The organism is Priestia sp. RMT2NF4, from assembly GCF_047872835.1.
GTDB lineage: Bacteria > Bacillota > Bacilli > Bacillales > Bacillaceae_H > Priestia > Priestia zanthoxyli.
The window spans coordinates 764574-782910 of record NZ_JBLQZO010000002.1; the positions used below are offsets into that span (position 1 = coordinate 764574).

The following is an 18337-nucleotide window of genomic DNA, read 5'->3' on the forward strand; positions in this document are numbered from 1 at the left end:
TGTAATCCCTCCAAAAATAACCTACAATGGTATGTTACCATGTTTCTTTGCTGGACGCTCTTCCTTTTTATTGTGCAACATTTCAAGCGCTTGTATTAATTTTATTCGTGTTTCCCGAGGATCAATCACATCATCGACCATTCCAGCGCTTGCCGCTACGTAAGGATTAGCAAATTTCTCGCGATACTGCTCAATTTTTTCGTGTCTTGTTTCATCTGGGTTTTCGCTACCTCGAATGTCGTTTGCAAAGATAATATTTGCAGCACCTTGAGGACCCATAACAGCAATTTCTGCATTCGGCCACGAATACACAAGGTCGGCTCCAATCGATTTACTATTTAAAGCTACATACGCACCTCCGTACGCCTTTCGCAAGATCACCGTGATTTTCGGAACGGTAGCTTCGGAGTATGCATATAAAATTTTAGCACCATGTCGTATAATTCCGCCATGTTCCTGCTTGATACCTGGGAAAAAACCTGTAACATCTTCAAATGTAATAAGTGGGATATTAAATGAATCGCAAAACCGAATAAACCTTGCTGCTTTATCTGAGGAGTTAATATCTAAACTGCCTGCCATTACTTTAGGCTGGTTACACACAAGTCCGACAACTTTTCCATCTATGCGGGCAAAACCAATGACAATATTTCTGGCAAAGTCTTTTTGCACTTCAAAAAAGGAGTGCTCGTCCACTACTTGGTGAATGACTTGACGCACATCGTAAGGACGCACGGCATCGAACGGGACAACGTCTAATAAATCCGGACGGTAATGATCACTCTGTGCCTCTGAAGCTAAAGGAGGCTGCTCTTGACTAGACTGCGGAAGATAGCTTAAGAGCGTTCGTACTTGTTCTAGTACCTCTTGTTCTGTTGAACCTCTGAAATGGGCGTTACCGCTAATTTCGTTATGAACAGCTGCTCCTCCAAGATTTTCAGAGGAAATGCTTTCTCCCGTTACGGTTTCAATTACTTTTGGTCCGGTAATGAACATTTGACTTGTTTCTTCTACCATAAAAACAAAGTCCGTAATCGCCGGTGAGTACACGGCTCCGCCTGCACAAGGACCCATAATAACAGATATTTGAGGCATAACACCTGAATAAATGGCGTTTCGATAAAAAATATGACCGTATCCATCAAGAGACATGACGCCCTCTTGAATACGAGCCCCTCCTGAGTCATTTAAACCAATAAACGGCACGCCTGTTTTAGCCGCTAAATCCATTACGTGCGCAATTTTTTTAGCATGCATCTCACCTAACGCGCCTCCAAATACCGTAAAATCTTGCGAAAACAAATAGACTGAGCGACCGTTTATCTTGCCGTAGCCTGTTACTACCCCGTCTCCTGGTCCTACTTGATTATTCATACTGAAGTCAGCACACCGATGCTCAATAAACGGATTTAACTCGACAAATGTATGTTCATCCAAAAGAATTTCAATTCGTTCACGTGCCGTTAGCTTCCCTTTATGGTGCTGTTTTTCAATTTTTTCGTCTCCACCGCCTAACTCGATTTTCCGGCGCTTATCGTACAATTCATTTAATTTATCATAAATGTCAACCATGTTTCTTCTCCTCCTCTAGTGTTTTTTCACAGAGCTCATAAAGAACACCGTTTGCTGACTTAGGATGCAAAAAAGCAATGGATGCTTCCCCTGCGCCTTTTCGCGGAACATCGTCAATCATTTGTACACCTTTTTCCTTTAACTCGTTAATCCGTTCTTCAATCGTACGTACACCTAAAGCAACATGGTGAAGACCTTCACCTCTCTTTTTGATGAACGCACCGACTGCACTGTCTTCAAAGAGCGGCTCTAATAATTCAATTTTTACGTTGCCGCACTGAATAAAAGCCACTTTTACTCCTTGTTCTTCTACTTTTTCTACTTTTAATAGAGACAGTCCTAATACCTTTTCGTAAAAAGGGAGGCTGCCTTCAATTGATTTTACAGCTACTCCTATGTGATCAATTCCTTTTATCACTTTCTCACCTCTTTAAAAAAGCGTTTTCATTTACACATATTCTTGAAAACAAAAGAAATCTCCTGCTCGCGTATGTACAGAAAGTTGCTTGTCTAAGCAGCGGAAGACATGTAAAATAAGAAAAAAACGTGTAGGAGGACTTTGGTTGTATGTCTAATAAGAAAATCCAAAAAACCATTGTGTTTTTAATGCTTCTTGTCATGTTAATATCTACGCTTCTAGCGGGACTTGCGATGTGGTTTTAATCGAGACTGATGACTAAAAACATAGCTGCACTGCTGTTTCTTTGTGCAATGCAAACATATAAAAAAGACTGGTGACTAGTCACCAGTCTTTTGCTGTATATTCACAATGCCTTTTTGAGCGGCTAACTCTTCAAAAGATTGATCTGTAGATACAATCCATACTTTTGTACCTAACGGGACTTGATCATATAAATGGCTTACTTCACGATTTTCTACGCGAATACAGCCATTCGATACATATTTACCGATGGAATCCGGCTGATTTGTACCGTGAATGCCATAAATACGTCCGTCAGTCTCTCTTGCATCAAACCCAATCCACCTTACACCTAGAGGATTTTGAGGAGCGCCTCCTTCAATGTTACTTCTCCGATAATAAGGATTAACAGCTTTTACTGTTACCGTGAACTCCCCTTCGGGCGTCAGATTAACTGTTTTCCCCGTTGCTACTTTAATAATTTGTTTAATTTCTTTATTTTGAATATAAGCAAGCTCATTGCTTTGTTTATTAATAATAATATAAGGATCATTTGGCAACGGATTTTCTCCTAATGGCCAAACCGGAGATAGTAGTAAAAGGATAAAAGCAAACACATGCACGTAATCCACCACCTTACGTTAGTCCTAAGTAAAAGACAAGAGAGACATCTCTTGTCTTATTTAGTGTTCGTAAGCAAGATACACAACATGCATGCTGTTTAACTTATTTTTAAGGTTTGTTTAATAACCAAATATTGTTCAATTTCTTTGACTACGTGCAGTAAATCGGCACGCGCTTCAAACTCTTCCCGCGTTTTGGGAAGCGGCATCTCTGCAAACGCTTCTCGTAAATGCTGAAGTTTGGCTAAAAATAATTTTGCTGTATTACCGGGGTGGATGGATAGACTTAATTCTTCAATGAAATCGGCAATCATGTAGCGCTGTTCTACCACCAAATCAATAGCGGTAATGAGAGGAAGCGTACGCTCAATAATTTCAAGCTGTTTTTCACGAATTTTAAAATAGCGGTAATAATAATTTTCCCCACGTACAAAATGATTTTCTACATCACGAAACGCAAGGCTTTTTGCTTTTTCTAAAATTTTTACGGTATCTGCAATTTCCTTACCGTCCCAGCTGCTGTCATTGGTTCTGAGATACAGGGCAATTTCCTTTAACATCGATCGGAAATTTTCTTCAATTTCTTGCTGATACGTGCGAAGCTCTTGATCTAAACTTGGCATATATAAATTCACAAGCAGGGCAACCCCTATCCCAATTACAATTAAGCCAAGTTCATTAAAGACGATTCCCCACGTCATATTGCCTTTGGAGTAAATATGAAGCAAAATAACGGAGCTTGTAACAATGCCTGCATTAACTTTGAATATAACCGTAACCGGGATAAACAAAAGCAGCATCAGTCCTATAACAAGTGGATGATAAGCAATCCCTTCAAAGAATATAAACGAAAACAGAATGGATAAAGAACAAGCAATAAAACGATCGCTTGCGCTTCGCAGCGATTTTTTCTTTGAATTTTGAATGCACAAAATGGTGATAATTCCAGCTGATACAAAAAACTCGAGGTGAAAGAACTGAGCTATAATAATAGCCAGTGATGTACCGACGGCTGTTTTAATTGTCCGGTACCCAATTTTAAATTTCATTTTCTAGACTCCTACATGTTGGTTTCTTTTTAGTGTGATAAAATACTCTATTCTTTATTAACACGAATAGAAAAATAACACAACCTTAAATCTTGCTGTACTTTATAAATTTCAATAAAAAAAGTGCAGAAAAGATCGTACTCTTCCTGCACTTTTTTTATTATAAAATCTTTTCTAAGAAATCTTTAGCACGCTTGCTTTTAGGGGCTGAGAAAAATTCGGCCGGAGGCGCATCTTCAACAAGCACACCGCCGTCTAAAAACAGCACACGATCCGCTACTTCTCGTGCAAATCCCATTTCATGCGTTACAATGACCATCGTCATTCCTGTTTCTGTTAGCGACTTCATTACATCTAGCACTTCTTTTACCATCTCTGGATCCAATGCTGATGTTGGTTCGTCAAACAGCATTACTTTCGGCTCCATTGCCAATGCTCTTGCAATAGCTACACGCTGCTTTTGACCGCCCGATAAGCGACTTGGAAACTCGTTGGCTTTTTGAGCAAGTCCAACTTTTTGGAGTAATTCTTTGCCTTTAGCAACAGCCGTTTCTCTTGACACGCCTTTTACCGTCATCGGAGCATACGTCAAATTTTCAAGCACTGTCATATGTGGAAACAAGTGAAAATGCTGAAATACCATTCCTACATTTTCACGCACACGCATAATGTTTGTTTTTTTATCTGTAATCACTTGACCGTTAATGGAAACTAATCCGCTCGTCGGTTCTTCAAGCAGGTTCATACAGCGTAAAAAAGTAGATTTACCAGAACCAGAAGGGCCAATAACAGCTACGACTTCTTTTTCCTTAATCGTAGTTGAAATACCTTTTAAAACGTCATTCTTACCAAATGATTTGTGTAAATTTTCAACGTTAATCACCTTTTCTCATTCTCCTCTCGACTGCTTTACCAAGGAGCGTTAAGCCCATTACCATTACATAATAAATCAACCCTGCAAAAATTAACGGTTCAAGGTAGGCGAATTTTTCTCCCCCTACAATGTAAGCACGGCGCATAATGTCGAGTGCTCCAATAACTGTAACGATAGCTGATTCCTTTGTTAATGTAATGAACTCATTCATTAAAGCAGGTAAAATATTTTTAAGTGCCTGTGGCAAAATAATTTGTCCCATCATGCGGCGATAAGGAATTCCTAACGCTAATGCCGCTTCACGCTGTCCTTTATCAACAGCTAAAATACCAGCGCGAATAATTTCAGATATATATGCTGCAGAGTTTAGCCCGAACGCAGCAACGGCCGCTGGAAACGGGGCAATATCAAACCCGAGCAGCTGAGGTAATCCAAAGTATATTAATAATAATTGCAGTACAAGCGGTGTTCCGCGAAACACGGACGTATATGCATCCGCAAACCATTGAAGAGGTTTATTGCGGCTGATTTTACATAAAGATAAAATAACTCCCAGCACAAACCCTAAAATTGCTGAAGCTAGGACTATCTGTATCGTTACCCCTATCCCTTTTAAAATATAAGGCATAGAAGGCACGATTTGCGAAAAATCCAAATTCATGCCTAGTTCCATTCCTCTCTAACTATCATTCTTATTTTTGGTCGTCAAACCACTTAACGATTAATTTATCCAATTCACCGTTTTCTTTCATTTTCTTTAATTCACGGTTAAAGTCATTCGTTAGCTTGCTGTCTTTAGGAAATGCGATTGCTGATCCTTTACTTGAATCGGGACGTCCTGTATCAGACATTTGCAAGCTTTTGTCTTTGTTCACATACCCTTTCGCTACTGTATCTTCAATAATCGCTGCATCGATACGATTTGATTTCATTTCTTGAATTAGTTCTGGAATACGGTCACGCGTTGTTACATTTACTCCGTCAACTTCTTTTGCAATTTCTTTTGCTTCGTCTGCTTGAATAGAAGAAGTTTGTACACCGACTGTTTTTCCTTTTAGTTCTTCTGCGTTTTTAATTGGCGCATCTTTCTTCGATACAATCATGTTTTTTGCTTCGTAGTATACATCTGAGAAGTCCACGTTCTTTTTACGCTTTTCAGTTGGCGTCATACCGGCTAAAACTAAATCGACTTTATTAGATTGTAAAGCTGGAATTAATCCGCCAAATTCCATATCCTTTACCTGTACGTCATAGCCTAACTTTTTACCGATTGTTTTTGCTAAATCCACGTCAAATCCGATTGCTTCACTATCACCTTTTGCCGTATCAATATATTCAAATGGTGGGTAATCTGCTGATGTTCCCATTACAAGTACTTTTTTATCTTTGTCGTCGCTGCTTGCTCCGCCATTAGACGTTCCTTCTCCTGCTCCGCATGCAGCTAAAACGCCTGCTGTTAAGAGACCAATTGCCGTTACCGATAACCACTTTTTCAATTTCATCTTCGTTCCCCCTAGTTTATTCCTTACATTATTTTTTAAAAATTAATAATATTATGAAATAAGTTTTTTACTATTGCAAGTAAATGTCGAAATTTAAATATATATTCATATAAATGTATTTTAACACAACATTATAAATATGCAATATCTTTTTTAAATATAAGTTTCACTATTTGAAAATACCTTTTCTCAACATTTTCCACTCATTAGAAAGCCTGCATACAGACGGGTAAAAAAATGCATAAAAAAAGAAGCCGTTCAAAACGGCTTCTCTCTTACACTTCTTCACAGTTCTGTTCGAACGCTTCTTGCAGCTTCATCACAACTGACATTGGCTCATGGCCTTCAATTTCGTGACGCTCTACCATTGTGATAATTTTTCCGTCTTTTAATAAAGCGAAAGATGGAGATGAAGGTGGATAACCTTCAAAGTATTCGCGTGCACGCGCAGTTGCTTCTTTATCTTGCCCAGCAAATACTGTAACCAAGTTTGTTGGACGTTTATCATAATGTACAGCGTGCGCTGCAGCAGGTCTTGCAATACCTCCTGCACAACCGCAAACTGAATTCACCATTACAAGCGTTGTGCCAGGCTGTTTAAACGTTTCATCTACGGCTTCAGCCGTCGTTAATTCTGTATAACCAGCAGCTGTAATTTCTTTACGGGCCTGACGAACAACGTCGTTCATAAACAAGTTAAAATCGATATTCATTTTCATACCTCCCTTTTGCTATCTATCCTTTATCATAGCAAACGAAAACTAAAAAGGCGATTGCTTTGACTCATTTTTTCTTGGTAATCAAGATTAAACAAGAAAAGAAATGGTGATACTGTTTTTACAGCTAGAAAACCATACTCTTAACTCCCTAGTGTAGAAGGATCCGCATAAAATGCAGGATCCTTTTTTACATTTCTTTCATCGCCTGCTGATAGATTTTAATCAAGTGTTGGAGAGCTTCAGCCATTGTGGCATCTCCGGTCATCATTTGTTTTTCAACATCCCCTAATGTTTGCTTAACTAAAGGATGTTCATAAAATGATTCTTGTAAATATTCATTAACACTTGCTTGCAACCATGCCTTCATTTGCTTTTGTCTTACTGCATAAAACAGATCTTTTTTATTCATCCATTCCTTATAGTCACAAATTATCTGCCATAAATGTTGAAACGACGCTTCTTCATAAGCAGAAGTTGTGATGACCTGTGGTTTCCACCCTCCGGAATGACCGTGAAGAAAACCGATGACACTTTTGTATTCTTTTGCAGTCACTTCTGCTTTTAGCCGGTTATCCCCGTCTGCTTTATTTACACAAATTAAATTAACCCATTCAAGCAGCCCTTTTTTAATTCCTTGCAAATCATCTCCTGCTCCGGTTAAAGCAAGCAAAACAAAGAAGTCTACCATCTCTTTTACAATCATTTCACCTTGGCCAACACCCATCGTTTCGACAAATATGATGTTATACCCAGCCGCTTCACAAAGAAAAATGGCTTCTCTCGTTTTAAGATGAACACCTCCAAGCGTTCCTTGAGAAGGTGAAGGACGGACAAAAGCGTTCTCTTGTTTGGCAAGCAGCTCCATTCTGGTTTTATCTCCTAAAATACTTCCTCCAGACAAGGTACTGCTTGGATCGACTGCTAAAACTGCAACGGAATGGCCATTTTTGCATAGATACGATCCAAATTTGTCAATCAGCGTACTTTTTCCTGCTCCTGGTACGCCTGTAAAACCAATGCGCACTGAATGCCCCGTATGGGGATAGATTTCTTTAATCAGCTGTTGTGCTATTGCTTTATGCTTCAGCGCTTTACTTTCAATTAAAGTAATGGCTTGAGCTAACGCTGTTCTTTTCCCTTCAAGCAGCCCTTGTTTATAATCTTGTACCGTTTTTAATTTCACCAATTGTCTTCACCAACTATTCTTCTAACCGTTTCTTTATTTCATGTAAGACGGAAACGGCCGCTTTTGGGATTACTGTTCCAGGTCCAAAGATTGCAGAAGCGCCGTGCTCTAAAAGAAATGAGTAGTCTTGTTTAGGAATAACGCCTCCGACAATAACAACGATATCGTCGCGCTCTAATTTCTTTAACTCATCAACAAGCTGCGGCAGTAACGTTTTATGCCCGGCTGCCAAAGAGCTTATGCCAATCACATGTACGTCGTTTTCTACAGCTTGCCTTGCTGTCTCTTCAGGCGTTTGAAATAAAGGGCCAATATCCACATCAAATCCAAGGTCAGCAAAGGCTGTTGAAATCACTTTTGATCCTCTGTCATGACCGTCTTGCCCCATTTTCGCCACTAAAATCCTTGGGCGTCTTCCTTCTTCCTCTAAAAATTCAGCCGTGAGCTTTCGAACTTCTTCGATTTGATCTCGATGCGCAAACTCCGCACTGTATACCCCGCTGACTGACTTAGAAGTAGCCTGATGTCTTCCAGCCACTTTCTCAATGGCTTCTGAAATTTCACCTAGTGTAGCTCTAGCTCTTGCAGCTTCAACCGCAAAAGCAAGGAGATTCCCTTCGCCTGTTTTGGCACAAGTGGTCAGTCGATTAAGCGCTTCGAGTACCGCTTGTTCGTTACGTTCACTGCGTATTTTCTTTAGCTTTTCCAGCTGCTTCATTCGAACTGCTGTGTTATCAATATCAAGAATATCAAGCGGTTCTTCTTGCTCCGGCTGAAACTGATTCACACCTACAATAATTTCTACCTGCGAGTCTATTCTTGCTTGTCTGCGCGCAGCAGCTTCTTCTATCTTCATTTTAGGTACGCCTGCTTCTATTGCTTTTGTCATTCCGCCGAGCTGTTCTATTTCTTCAAGGTGCTTCCACGCTTTTATCATTAATTCATTCGTTAATGATTCCACATAATAAGAGCCTCCCCAAGGGTCAATGACGGAACAAATCTCCGTTTCATTTTGCAAATAAAGCTGCGTATTTCGAGCAATTCTAGCTGAAAAATCAGTCGGAAGAGCAATCGCTTCATCCAGTGCGTTTGTATGAAGCGATTGCGTATGTCCTGACACTGCAGCCAGAGCTTCGACGCATGTTCTAATAACATTATTAAATGGATCCTGCTCGGTTAAGCTCCATCCGGACGTTTGAGAATGCGTTCTAAGAGCGAGTGATTTAGGGTTGTCCGGCTCAAACTGTTTCATGAGTTTTGCCCACAGCAGCCTCCCCGCTCTCATTTTCGCTACTTCCATAAAGTAGTTCATTCCAATTGCCCAGAAAAAGGATAGTCTCGGTGCAAACGCGTCAATTGAAATTCCTGCTTTCAAGCCGGTTCGTACATATTCAAGTCCATCTGCAAGCGTATAAGCAAGCTCTAAGTCTGCTGGAGCGCCTGCTTCTTGCATATGATAGCCTGATATACTAATACTGTTAAATTTCGGCATATGCTCCGCTGTATATTTAAAAATATCCGCAATGATTCGCATGGACATTTCAGGAGGATAAATATACGTATTGCGCACCATATATTCTTTTAAAATATCGTTTTGAATCGTTCCAGCCAGCTTTTCTTTTTTTACTCCTTGTTCTTCAGCTGTTACGATGTAGAAAGCTAAAATAGGAAGAACCGCCCCGTTCATCGTCATCGACACGGACATTTGATCAAGCGGAATCCCTTCAAACAGCTGCTTCATATCAATCATTGAATCAATTGCCACTCCTGCTTTCCCTACATCTCCAACAACTCTTGGATGATCAGAGTCATAGCCGCGGTGGGTAGCTAGGTCAAAAGCAACAGACAGCCCTTTCTGTCCAGCAGCTAGGTTTCGGCGGTAAAAGGCATTGCTTTCCTCCGCCGTTGAGTATCCTGCATACTGTCTAATCGTCCAAGGCCGATTCACATACATCGTTGCATACGGTCCTCTCACAAACGGTGGAATACCAGGTGCAAAGTGAATAAAGTCGAGGTCATCTCTGTCTTTTTTTGTATATAATGATTTTAATTCAATTTGTTCATTTGTTTGAAAAGCAGTGAATGAACTTTGAGTCACGTCCTCTTCCCTTTGCTGCTTTGAAAATGATAATGGAATATTAGAAAAAGAAGGCTTTTTATACATGAACTTCTACCTCCAAAGCACATAATAACTTCTTAACGCATTGAATAACATTTGTCTTAGGATGTATGACGCTCATTACACCTTTTTGCTGCCACTGCGTTTTGCGTGATACGTGTTCTTCCCCTACTACGTACACATAAACGGAATCTTCCTCAAAATAAGTCATCGCTTTTGTTAAGAGCTTTTCCACGAGTTCATCACTTCCACAGATTACATATGCTTCGTGCTTTTGTTCATTCATCCAATCTGCTATCTCGACGTAGGAATCTATGTTTTTAATTGTTTCACACGCAAAGCCTGCGCTTTCAAATAAAGACCGGGCAATCTCAGCTTTTTTATGGCTGCTAGGATCGGCGAGCTCCATAATGCCAATGCTCATTCCCTTTGTATAAACCCGTATTTTTTCAAACTTCTCTGCTGCTCTCCACTTAGTGAGCGGCACAACACTGTCTGGCTGTGACTGCTTCGCCATTTGTTTTAGCATCCACCCTGCTGTTACCCCTTTAGATGCTAGCTTTGTATAGTCCTCTAGCGAAAGATTTGATAAAAATTCCGAAGTGTTCTGGTCACTGTATTTATTCATTTTTCTTTCTTCTTTTTTAGACAGAGTGCTTTTTATCTCTTCAGATGCAGCGTGTTGCTTAGGAGCATAGTGTGTGACTCCGATCAAGCGCTCAATTCGGCACTCTATATCTCCTTGTCTTTTTACTCTCATTTGTTCAACTTCATCTTGAATTCGCCCTTGTTTTAAAGCTTCTTCCATTCCGCCGTGGTCTTCAATGTTGCCAAATAACTCCCAAGCTTTTGTCATTAATTCATGTGTGTAAGCTTCAACGTACCAAGAGCCTCCGGCAGGATCCATTACTTTTGATATATGTGTTTCGTGCTGCAAAATTAAGTGAGTATTACGGGAAAGGCGATGAGCGAACTGAGAAGATGAGGATGTAACGGAATCATATGGTTCAATATGCAGACTATCCGCTCCTCCTACAATAGAAGCAAACGCTTGAACCGTGCTCCTTAATGCATTTGTATACATATCTTCTTTAGACTGTGTAAGACGTGACGTTTCCGTATGAATAAACGGCACTGAAACGGCCGTGTCATCAAAAGCACGAACCACATTTGCCCAGAGCATGCGAAAAGCACGAAGTTTTGATATTTCCATAAATAAATGTGAGCTAACTGAAAAAGAAAAGGTCATGTGAGGTAAAACTTGATGTAAGGACAGACCGCGTTTCATGCATTCATCAATATACTGCACTCCTGTAGCAAGCATATAAGCTAGTTCTTGAACAGCGTTTGCACCGCTGTTATGGTAAGGAATGCTTGATACAATGATCGTTTTGAGCTCTGGAACATTACTGTGAGCCAAACGCGTTGCGTAAGCTAAATGATCGTATAAATCTCGAGTAGAAAGTGGAACTCTCCCGTATTCAGCAAGAGTGCCGAGCGGATCCATTCCAACCGTACCTGTTAGCTGTCTCATATCAAAGTTATGATCAACACAGTATGCTTTTAGAAACGAAAGAAGTGGAACGGATGTACATCCCGTATTTAAAAATAAAGGCACAGCTTCAAGAGCTACATGCTGAAACAAATGAGCAACATCCTCTAAAGTAGAAATTGTAGCGCCTGAGGCTACTTCAGCTTCAGTTGCTTCATCAACGTCTTTTCCTTGCCTCATTGCTTCACTGCACGTAAAAGCGGCCGTATTTTGTCCATTTCTCAAACTGTGTAAAAGAAGTTTATTGCTTTCTTTAATAGAAGGTAAGTCGATTTTTTGGGTGATTTCCCATTCCCCTAGTATGTATGATTCTTTACCGGCTCCTCTTAAACAATCTATTCCCGCCGGACTCTGCTGCAAGTAGTCTAAATGTGCCGTATCACTTTCAAAATAAAGCGGTTTCAAAAAGATGTTTTCTAACGTTTCTTTTGAGCGGAGCGCGGTGTTTTTGCTAACTTCCTGTGCCCAATCTTCTTTAGGTGTACGTGTAAATTCATGAAATGATAATGTATTTGTTTTCATTTCCATGCCCCTTTACAGTTAATAGCTGCCTGCTAGACCTAGATGATTACACTTTGAAGTTTGATGATTCTTCTTTTATTTTAATACATCTTTTACAAATTGTTCAATCATTGCTTCAAAATAAAAAAGCAAATGGAGAAAGCTCCATTTGCTTTTTTTAATAGACGGACGTATTCTCTTTAGACGTAGATTCTAAAATCTCTTTAACTCTTGCCAAGAACCTGCCGCACACCAAGCCGTCCAACACGCGGTGATCAAGTGATAAACATAAGTTAACCATATCTCGAACAGCAATCATGTTATCAATAATAACCGGACGTTTTACAATAGATTCTACTTGTAAAATAGCCGCTTGCGGGTAATTAATAATCCCCATTGATTGCACGGAACCAAATGAGCCTGTGTTGTTAACAGTAAACGTTCCGCCCTGCATGTCTTCAGACTTCAATGAACCCGTACGAACTTTTTGCGCAAGCTCTGTAATTTCACGCGCAATGCCTTTGATTGTCTTTTCATCGGCTTGTTTAATAACCGGCACAAATAAAGCATCGTCTGTTGCAACAGCAATAGATACATTAATATCTTTTTTCTGAACAATACGGTCTCCTGCCCACATTGAATTCATTTGAGGGAATTCTTTTAAAGCCTGAGCCACTGCTTTTACGAAGAACGCAAAATAAGTTAAGTTAAAACCTTCTTTTTGTTTGAACTCCGTCTTTAATGCATCACGATAAGAAACTAAGTTCGTTACATCAACTTCAACCATTGTCCATGCATGCGGAATTTCGTGTTTACTGCGAAGCATATTTGCTGCAATAGCTTTACGCACGCCTGAAACAGGGATTTCTTGATCTCCGGCTGCAGACACAACCGGCGCGGGTTGCTTCGTTTTCGGAGCAGCTGCCGCTACGGGTGCTTCTGGCTGAACTGTTGATGCAGGTGTTTCTTTCACTTCAGCAGCTCCGCCTTTTTCGATAACAGCTAAAATATCTTTTCTCGTAATGCGGCCGCCCGCTCCTGTTCCTGTCACGGTATCTAAATTAATATTATGTTCTTGTGACAGACGCATAACAGCTGGAGAGTATCGGCTTTTATTGGATTGACTGTCCGCTGTTTTTGGCGCTGATTCTTCTACAGTCTTATCAGACGTTTTCTGTTCTTTTTGAGGTACAGTTCCTTCTACTTCAATTAAACAAATCACTTCTCCCACGGGTAAAGTATCATCTTCACCTGCAATTAACTCTTTAATTGTTCCACTAAAAGAAGAAGGCACTTCAGCATTTACTTTATCCGTCATGACTTCAGCTAACGGGTCGTACTTATTTACGTGATCTCCAACAGAAACGAGCCATTTGCTAATTGTACCTTCTGTTACACTTTCACCGAGCTGCGGCATCGTAATTTTTTCAATAGCCAATTGATACAACTCCTTTTAAAATTGAGCTAATTCTCTCATTGCTTTTTCTACTTTATCTGGATTCACCATAAAATATTTTTCCATTGTTGGTGCATACGGCATAGCTGGAACATCAGGGCCAGCAAGGCGCTGAATTGGCGCATCTAAATCAAATAAGCAGTGTTCAGCAATAATAGCTGCTACTTCGCTCATAATGCTGCCTTCTTTGTTGTCTTCCGTTAAAAGCAGGACCTTACCTGTTTTAGAGGCTGCTTCAATAATAGCTTCTTTATCAAGCGGATAGACCGTTCTTAAATCTAAGATGTGTGCTGAAATACCGTCTGCTTCTAGTTTTTCAGCAGCTTGAAGAGCAAAGTGTACACAAAGACCATATGTAATAACCGTGATGTCGTCTCCTTCTCTCTTTACATCTGCTTTGCCAATCGGCAGTACATAATCATCTTCAGGGACTTCTCCTTTAATCAAACGGTACGCACGCTTATGCTCAAAGAAAAGAACTGGGTCATCATCACGAATAGCTGCTTTTAATAATCCTTTTACATCATAAGGCGTAGAAGGCATCACAATCTTTAACCCTGGCGTATTGGCAAAGAGTGCTTCAACAGATTGAGAATGATAAAGAGCACCGTGAACTCCGCCGCCGTAAGGAGCTCGAATTGTAATTGGACAACTCCAATCATTATTAGAACGATAGCGAATTTTTGCTGCTTCTGACACAATTTGATTGACTGCAGGCATAATAAAATCAGCAAACTGCATTTCAGCAATTGGACGCATGCCGTACATTGCCGCTCCGATTCCTACCCCCGCAATGGCGGACTCTGCAAGAGGTGTGTCAATGACTCTTTCTTCTCCGAACTGTTCGTACAGTCCGTTGGTTGCTTTAAATACGCCGCCTTTTTTCCCTACGTCTTCTCCTAATACAAACACGCGGGAATCTCTTTCCATTTCTTCACGAATGGCCATTGTTACTGCATCAATATATGAAATAACCGGCATATATTCTCCTCCTTACTCACCGTACACGTATTTTAAAGCCGATTCCGCTTCTGCATAAGGAGCGTTTTCAGCATAATCTGTTGCATCATTAACGATGTTCATAATATCATCAAGCATTTGTTTTTCTCGTTCATCGGTTAACACGTTAACTTCTTTTAAATAAGCCGCAAAGTACGCAAGCGGATCACTCTTTTTAGCTTCAGACAATTCTTCTGCGCCGCGATATGCACGATCATCGTCATCACTTGAATGGGCAGTCAAACGCTCTGAAACAGTTTCAATAAGAGTAGGCCCTTCTCCTCTGGATGCACGATCTCTTGCTTCTTTTACCACTCGATATACTTCAAGGACATCGTTTCCATCAATTGTGTAGCCTGGCATACCATATCCAATCGCACGATCAGATACTTTTGCGCACCCTAGCTGCTTTTCAACCGGAACAGAAATCGCATACTTGTTATTTTCACACATAAAGATAACAGGAAGCTTATGAACACCTGCAAAGTTCGCGCCTTCATGGAAATCTCCTTGGTTAGAAGATCCTTCTCCAAACGTGACAAACGTGACTAAGTCTTTTTTCTCCAACCGTCCTGCTAAAGCGATTCCTACTGCATGAGGCACCTGTGTTGTAACGGGAGAAGATCCTGTTACAATTCGCTTTTCCTTATGGCCAAAGTGACCTGGCATTTGACGACCTCCTGAGTTTGGATCTTCTGCTTTAGCAAACCCAGAAAGCATTAAATCGCGCGCAGTCATTCCAAATGCCAGCACAACACCCAGATCGCGGTAATAAGGTAATATGTAATCATTCTCTCTGTTTAAGGCAAAAGCTGCGCCAACTTGAGCGGCTTCTTGACCTTGACATGAAATAACAAAAGGCACCTTCCCTGCACGGTTTAATAGCCACATACGCTCATCAATTTTTCGTGCAAGCAGCATAGTGCGGTACATTTCAAGTACTTGTTCATCAGTTAATCCTAATGATTCATGACGGTTTTTTGTCATGTTTAAACCTCCTTTAATCATCAAAAATGAATCGCTTTTCCATCTACAGCTAATGAAGCTTCTCCCATCGCTTCTGAAAGGCTAGGATGAGGATGAATGGTATGAGCAATTTCCCATGGTGTAGCATCCAATACCTTTGCAAGACCCGCTTCAGAAATCATATCCGTCACGTGAGGTCCAATCATATGCACACCAAGAACATCATTTGTGTCGGCATCGGCAATAATTTTAACAAATCCCTCTGCCTCTCCATATACAAGAGCTTTTCCAACGGCCTTAAACGGAAACTTTCCAACCTTCAGCTGAAATCCTTGCTGTTTTGCTTCTTGTTCTGTTAATCCTACACTTGCTGCCTCCGGGCTGCTGTATACGCATTTAGAAATTGTTGTGTAATCAATCTTCAAAGGCTTGTCACCGTGTAAATGCTCAACAGCTACGATTCCTTCGTGAGAAGCTACATGTGCAAGCTGCAGTCCGCCAATCACATCTCCAATTGCGTAGATATGAGATTCTTTCGTTTGATAAAAATCATTTGTGGCAATCACACCGTTTTCTACTACAATATCGGTATTCTCGAGACCAATTCCTTCGACATTCGCTTGACGCCCTACAGATACAAGCAGCTTTTCTGCTTCATATTCTTGCATATCGTCTCCTACTTGAGCAGAAATTTTCACCTGACCACCAACAGACAGTGTATCAGCCATTACTTTAGCAGAAGTAATAATGGTAACTCCTTTTGCTTTTAAAAGCTTCGTCATTTCACGGGAGATATCTTGATCTTCTGTTGGTAAAATTCGATCGCTGTATTCAACAACCGTTACATCAACATCAAAATCTGTGAGCATTGACGCCCATTCAATTCCAATGACGCCGCCTCCCACAATAATAATAGAAGCAGGAAGTGTTTCCATCTTTAATGCTTCATCTGAAGTGATTACTTTCTCTCCATCGATTGTTAAACCAGGTAATGTTCTAGGGCGAGACCCTGTTGCGACAATTACATTCTTTGGAATAAGCATTTCGTTTTCTTCACCGCTTTTTAATTCAACGGAGATGGTTCCTGGCATAGGAGAAAAAATAGAAGGTCCTAAAATACGTCCAATTCCTTCATATACGTCAATTTTACCTTTTTTCATTAGCTGTTTGACACCATTATGTAACTGTGAAACAATTTCTGACTTTCGTTCTTGTACACGAGCATAGTTCAATAGTACATTGGACGTTTCTACGCCAAATTCACTGCTTTTCTTAGCCGTTTGATAGACTTCTGCACTTCTTAGTAAAGCTTTGCTTGGGATACACCCTGCGTGCAGGCATGTGCCGCCTAACTTATTTTTTTCCACAACCGCTACCGATAGACCTAACTGAGAGGCACGAATAGCTGCTACGTACCCTCCGGTTCCACCGCCGAGAATGACCAAATCATATTCTTTTGCCACACTGCTTCACACCTTTCTGCAAACGCTATTAAGCGCCTTTATATTCCTTTACTTCTTCTTCACCTGTAAGCACTCGGAGAGCCCCTTCAGCTAGCGCTTGAAGCTCATTTTCTCCAGGATAAACAATGACATCTGCAATCCACTTTACATGATTAATAATCAGCTCAACAAACGCTTTTGAATAAGCAATGCCTCCCGTTAGAATAATGGCATCTACTTTTCCATGCAATACCGTACTGGCAGCTCCAATTTCCTTCGAAATTTGATAAGCCATTGCTTCGTAGATAAGCTTAGCTTTTTCGTTTCCATTTTTCACTAGCGCTTCGACTTTCTGCACGTCAGATGTGCCCAAATAACCGACAAGTCCGCCTTTTCCTACAAGCATTTTCATAATCTCCTCGCGGTAATACTGACCTGAAAAGCAAAGACGAACTAATTCACCAACCGGTACACCGCCAGCGCGCTCTGGACTAAAAGGACCGTCGCCGTGCAGGCCATTGTTCACATCAATTACTTTTCCGCACTTGTGAACTCCAACCGTAATGCCCCCGCCCATATGGGTAACAATAACGTTCATTTGTTCGTATGTGCTATTCATTTCTTTGGCCACTTTTCGAGCCACCGATTTTTGATTCAGCGCATGAAAGATGCTTTTCCTTTCCATAAAAGGAGTTCCTGAGATACGAGCGATGTCACTTAGCTCATCTACCACCACTGGATCAACAATGTATGCTGGAATATTTAATCCAGATGCAATCTCAAACGCTAAAATCCCGCCTAAATTTGAAGCATGATGGCCGGCATAACCGTCTTTTAAATCTTTGAGCATGGCTTGATTTACTTCGTATGTGCCGCCTTCAATCGGGCGTAAAAGCCCTCCTCTTCCACATACTGCACTTAATTTAGATAAATTAATCCCTTCTTCATCAAGTGCCTCTAAAATCGAGTTTTTACGGAACTCATACTGTGCATATATCGTCTCAAACTGATTCATTTGCTGTGAATCGTAGCGGATTGTTCGATCAAAAATTGGTTTATCGTTGTGAAACACGCCAATTTTTGTGGACGTTGAACCCGGATTTATTATCAGCATTCGATATTCGTGCATATCCAACA

General features: G+C 40.6%; 17 protein-coding genes. 1 reads left to right on the forward strand and 16 read right to left on the reverse strand.

Features of this window, described 5'->3' with window-relative positions:
• Window positions 1-21: 21 nt before the first annotated feature.
• Window positions 22-1572, reverse strand: a complete 1551-nt coding sequence (locus tag ACMX9J_RS13090) for an acyl-CoA carboxylase subunit beta (RefSeq protein ID WP_033579719.1) — start codon at window positions 1570-1572, stop codon at window positions 22-24.
• The gene (mce, locus tag ACMX9J_RS13095; protein ID WP_080754463.1) at window positions 1565-1990 is read right to left on the reverse strand and encodes a methylmalonyl-CoA epimerase; all 426 of its coding nucleotides are present in this window, start codon (window positions 1988-1990) and stop codon (window positions 1565-1567) included. The genes ACMX9J_RS13090 and mce overlap by 8 nt, the downstream gene beginning before the upstream one ends.
• A 149-nt stretch (window positions 1991-2139) precedes the next feature.
• Here mce and prli42 point away from each other — a divergent pair, with 149 nt between their 5' ends.
• Window positions 2140-2235, forward strand: coding sequence for a stressosome-associated protein Prli42 (gene prli42 / locus ACMX9J_RS13100; protein ID WP_149917156.1), 96 nt, complete (start codon window positions 2140-2142; stop codon window positions 2233-2235).
• Window positions 2236-2310: 75 nt separating this feature from the next.
• Here prli42 and ACMX9J_RS13105 read toward each other — a convergent pair whose 3' ends face one another.
• The 14 genes from ACMX9J_RS13105 to buk all read right to left on the reverse strand — a co-directional run bounded on the left by ACMX9J_RS13105 (window position 2311) and on the right by buk (window position 18329).
• Window positions 2311-2835: a L,D-transpeptidase gene (locus ACMX9J_RS13105; RefSeq protein ID WP_014458269.1), complete on the reverse strand. Its 525-nt coding sequence runs from the start codon at window positions 2833-2835 to the stop codon at window positions 2311-2313.
• A gap of 98 nt (window positions 2836-2933) precedes the next feature.
• Entirely contained in the window at window positions 2934-3884 is a 951-nt protein-coding gene (locus ACMX9J_RS13110; RefSeq protein ID WP_013059112.1) for an aromatic acid exporter family protein, read from the reverse strand.
• Between the two features lie 160 nt (window positions 3885-4044).
• Complete coding sequence (locus ACMX9J_RS13115) at window positions 4045-4767, reverse strand: amino acid ABC transporter ATP-binding protein (protein ID WP_028411574.1); 723 nt, start codon at window positions 4765-4767, stop codon at window positions 4045-4047.
• A complete protein-coding gene (locus ACMX9J_RS13120; RefSeq protein ID WP_013059114.1) occupies window positions 4760-5419 on the reverse strand; it encodes an amino acid ABC transporter permease in 660 nt (219 codons plus the stop codon). The genes ACMX9J_RS13115 and ACMX9J_RS13120 overlap by 8 nt, the downstream gene beginning before the upstream one ends.
• Before the next feature lie 31 nt (window positions 5420-5450).
• Complete coding sequence (locus tag ACMX9J_RS13125) at window positions 5451-6254, reverse strand: transporter substrate-binding domain-containing protein (RefSeq protein WP_026106695.1); 804 nt, start codon at window positions 6252-6254, stop codon at window positions 5451-5453.
• Between the two features lie 281 nt (window positions 6255-6535).
• Window positions 6536-6973 (reverse strand): BrxA/BrxB family bacilliredoxin, encoded by a 438-nt coding sequence (locus ACMX9J_RS13130; RefSeq protein ID WP_028411575.1) that lies wholly within the window; start codon window positions 6971-6973, stop codon window positions 6536-6538.
• Window positions 6974-7166: 193 nt separating this feature from the next.
• Entirely contained in the window at window positions 7167-8162 is a 996-nt protein-coding gene (gene meaB, locus ACMX9J_RS13135; protein ID WP_028411576.1) for a methylmalonyl Co-A mutase-associated GTPase MeaB, read from the reverse strand.
• A 16-nt stretch (window positions 8163-8178) separates the two neighbouring features.
• Entirely contained in the window at window positions 8179-10329 is a 2151-nt protein-coding gene (gene scpA / locus ACMX9J_RS13140; protein WP_048019778.1) for a methylmalonyl-CoA mutase, read from the reverse strand.
• Entirely contained in the window at window positions 10322-12358 is a 2037-nt protein-coding gene (locus ACMX9J_RS13145; RefSeq protein WP_033579717.1) for a methylmalonyl-CoA mutase family protein, read from the reverse strand. The genes scpA and ACMX9J_RS13145 overlap by 8 nt, the downstream gene beginning before the upstream one ends.
• Window positions 12359-12515: 157 nt before the next feature.
• A complete protein-coding gene (locus tag ACMX9J_RS13150) occupies window positions 12516-13775 on the reverse strand; it encodes a dihydrolipoamide acetyltransferase family protein (protein ID WP_033579716.1) in 1260 nt (419 codons plus the stop codon).
• A 15-nt stretch (window positions 13776-13790) separates the two neighbouring features.
• Window positions 13791-14774 carry an alpha-ketoacid dehydrogenase subunit beta gene (locus ACMX9J_RS13155; protein WP_013084975.1) on the reverse strand — a complete coding sequence of 328 codons (984 nt, stop codon included), beginning with the start codon at window positions 14772-14774 and terminating at the stop codon, window positions 13791-13793.
• A 12-nt stretch (window positions 14775-14786) separates the two neighbouring features.
• Window positions 14787-15779: a thiamine pyrophosphate-dependent dehydrogenase E1 component subunit alpha gene (locus ACMX9J_RS13160; RefSeq protein WP_014458261.1), complete on the reverse strand. Its 993-nt coding sequence runs from the start codon at window positions 15777-15779 to the stop codon at window positions 14787-14789.
• 20 nt (window positions 15780-15799) lie between these two features.
• Window positions 15800-17221, reverse strand: a complete 1422-nt coding sequence (gene lpdA, locus ACMX9J_RS13165; RefSeq protein ID WP_028411580.1) for a dihydrolipoyl dehydrogenase — start codon at window positions 17219-17221, stop codon at window positions 15800-15802.
• Between the two features lie 28 nt (window positions 17222-17249).
• A complete protein-coding gene (gene buk, locus ACMX9J_RS13170) occupies window positions 17250-18329 on the reverse strand; it encodes a butyrate kinase (protein ID WP_372492011.1) in 1080 nt (359 codons plus the stop codon).
• Between the last annotated feature and the right edge of the window lie 8 nt (window positions 18330-18337).

Coding starts and splice junctions, on each gene's coding strand:
- ACMX9J_RS13090 (WP_033579719.1), bottom strand. CDS start 1,572: ATGGTTGACATTTATGATAAATTAAATGAATTGTACGATAAGCGCCGG.
- prli42 (WP_149917156.1), top strand. CDS start 2,140: ATGTCTAATAAGAAAATCCAAAAAACCATTGTGTTTTTAATGCTTCTT.
- ACMX9J_RS13110 (WP_013059112.1), bottom strand. CDS start 3,884: ATGAAATTTAAAATTGGGTACCGGACAATTAAAACAGCCGTCGGTACA.
- ACMX9J_RS13120 (WP_013059114.1), bottom strand. CDS start 5,419: ATGAATTTGGATTTTTCGCAAATCGTGCCTTCTATGCCTTATATTTTA.
- ACMX9J_RS13130 (WP_028411575.1), bottom strand. CDS start 6,973: ATGAATATCGATTTTAACTTGTTTATGAACGACGTTGTTCGTCAGGCC.
- scpA (WP_048019778.1), bottom strand. CDS start 10,329: ATGTATAAAAAGCCTTCTTTTTCTAATATTCCATTATCATTTTCAAAG.
- ACMX9J_RS13145 (WP_033579717.1), bottom strand. CDS start 12,358: ATGAAAACAAATACATTATCATTTCATGAATTTACACGTACACCTAAA.
- ACMX9J_RS13155 (WP_013084975.1), bottom strand. CDS start 14,774: ATGCCGGTTATTTCATATATTGATGCAGTAACAATGGCCATTCGTGAA.
- ACMX9J_RS13160 (WP_014458261.1), bottom strand. CDS start 15,779: ATGACAAAAAACCGTCATGAATCATTAGGATTAACTGATGAACAAGTA.
- buk (WP_372492011.1), bottom strand. CDS start 18,329: ATGCACGAATATCGAATGCTGATAATAAATCCGGGTTCAACGTCCACA.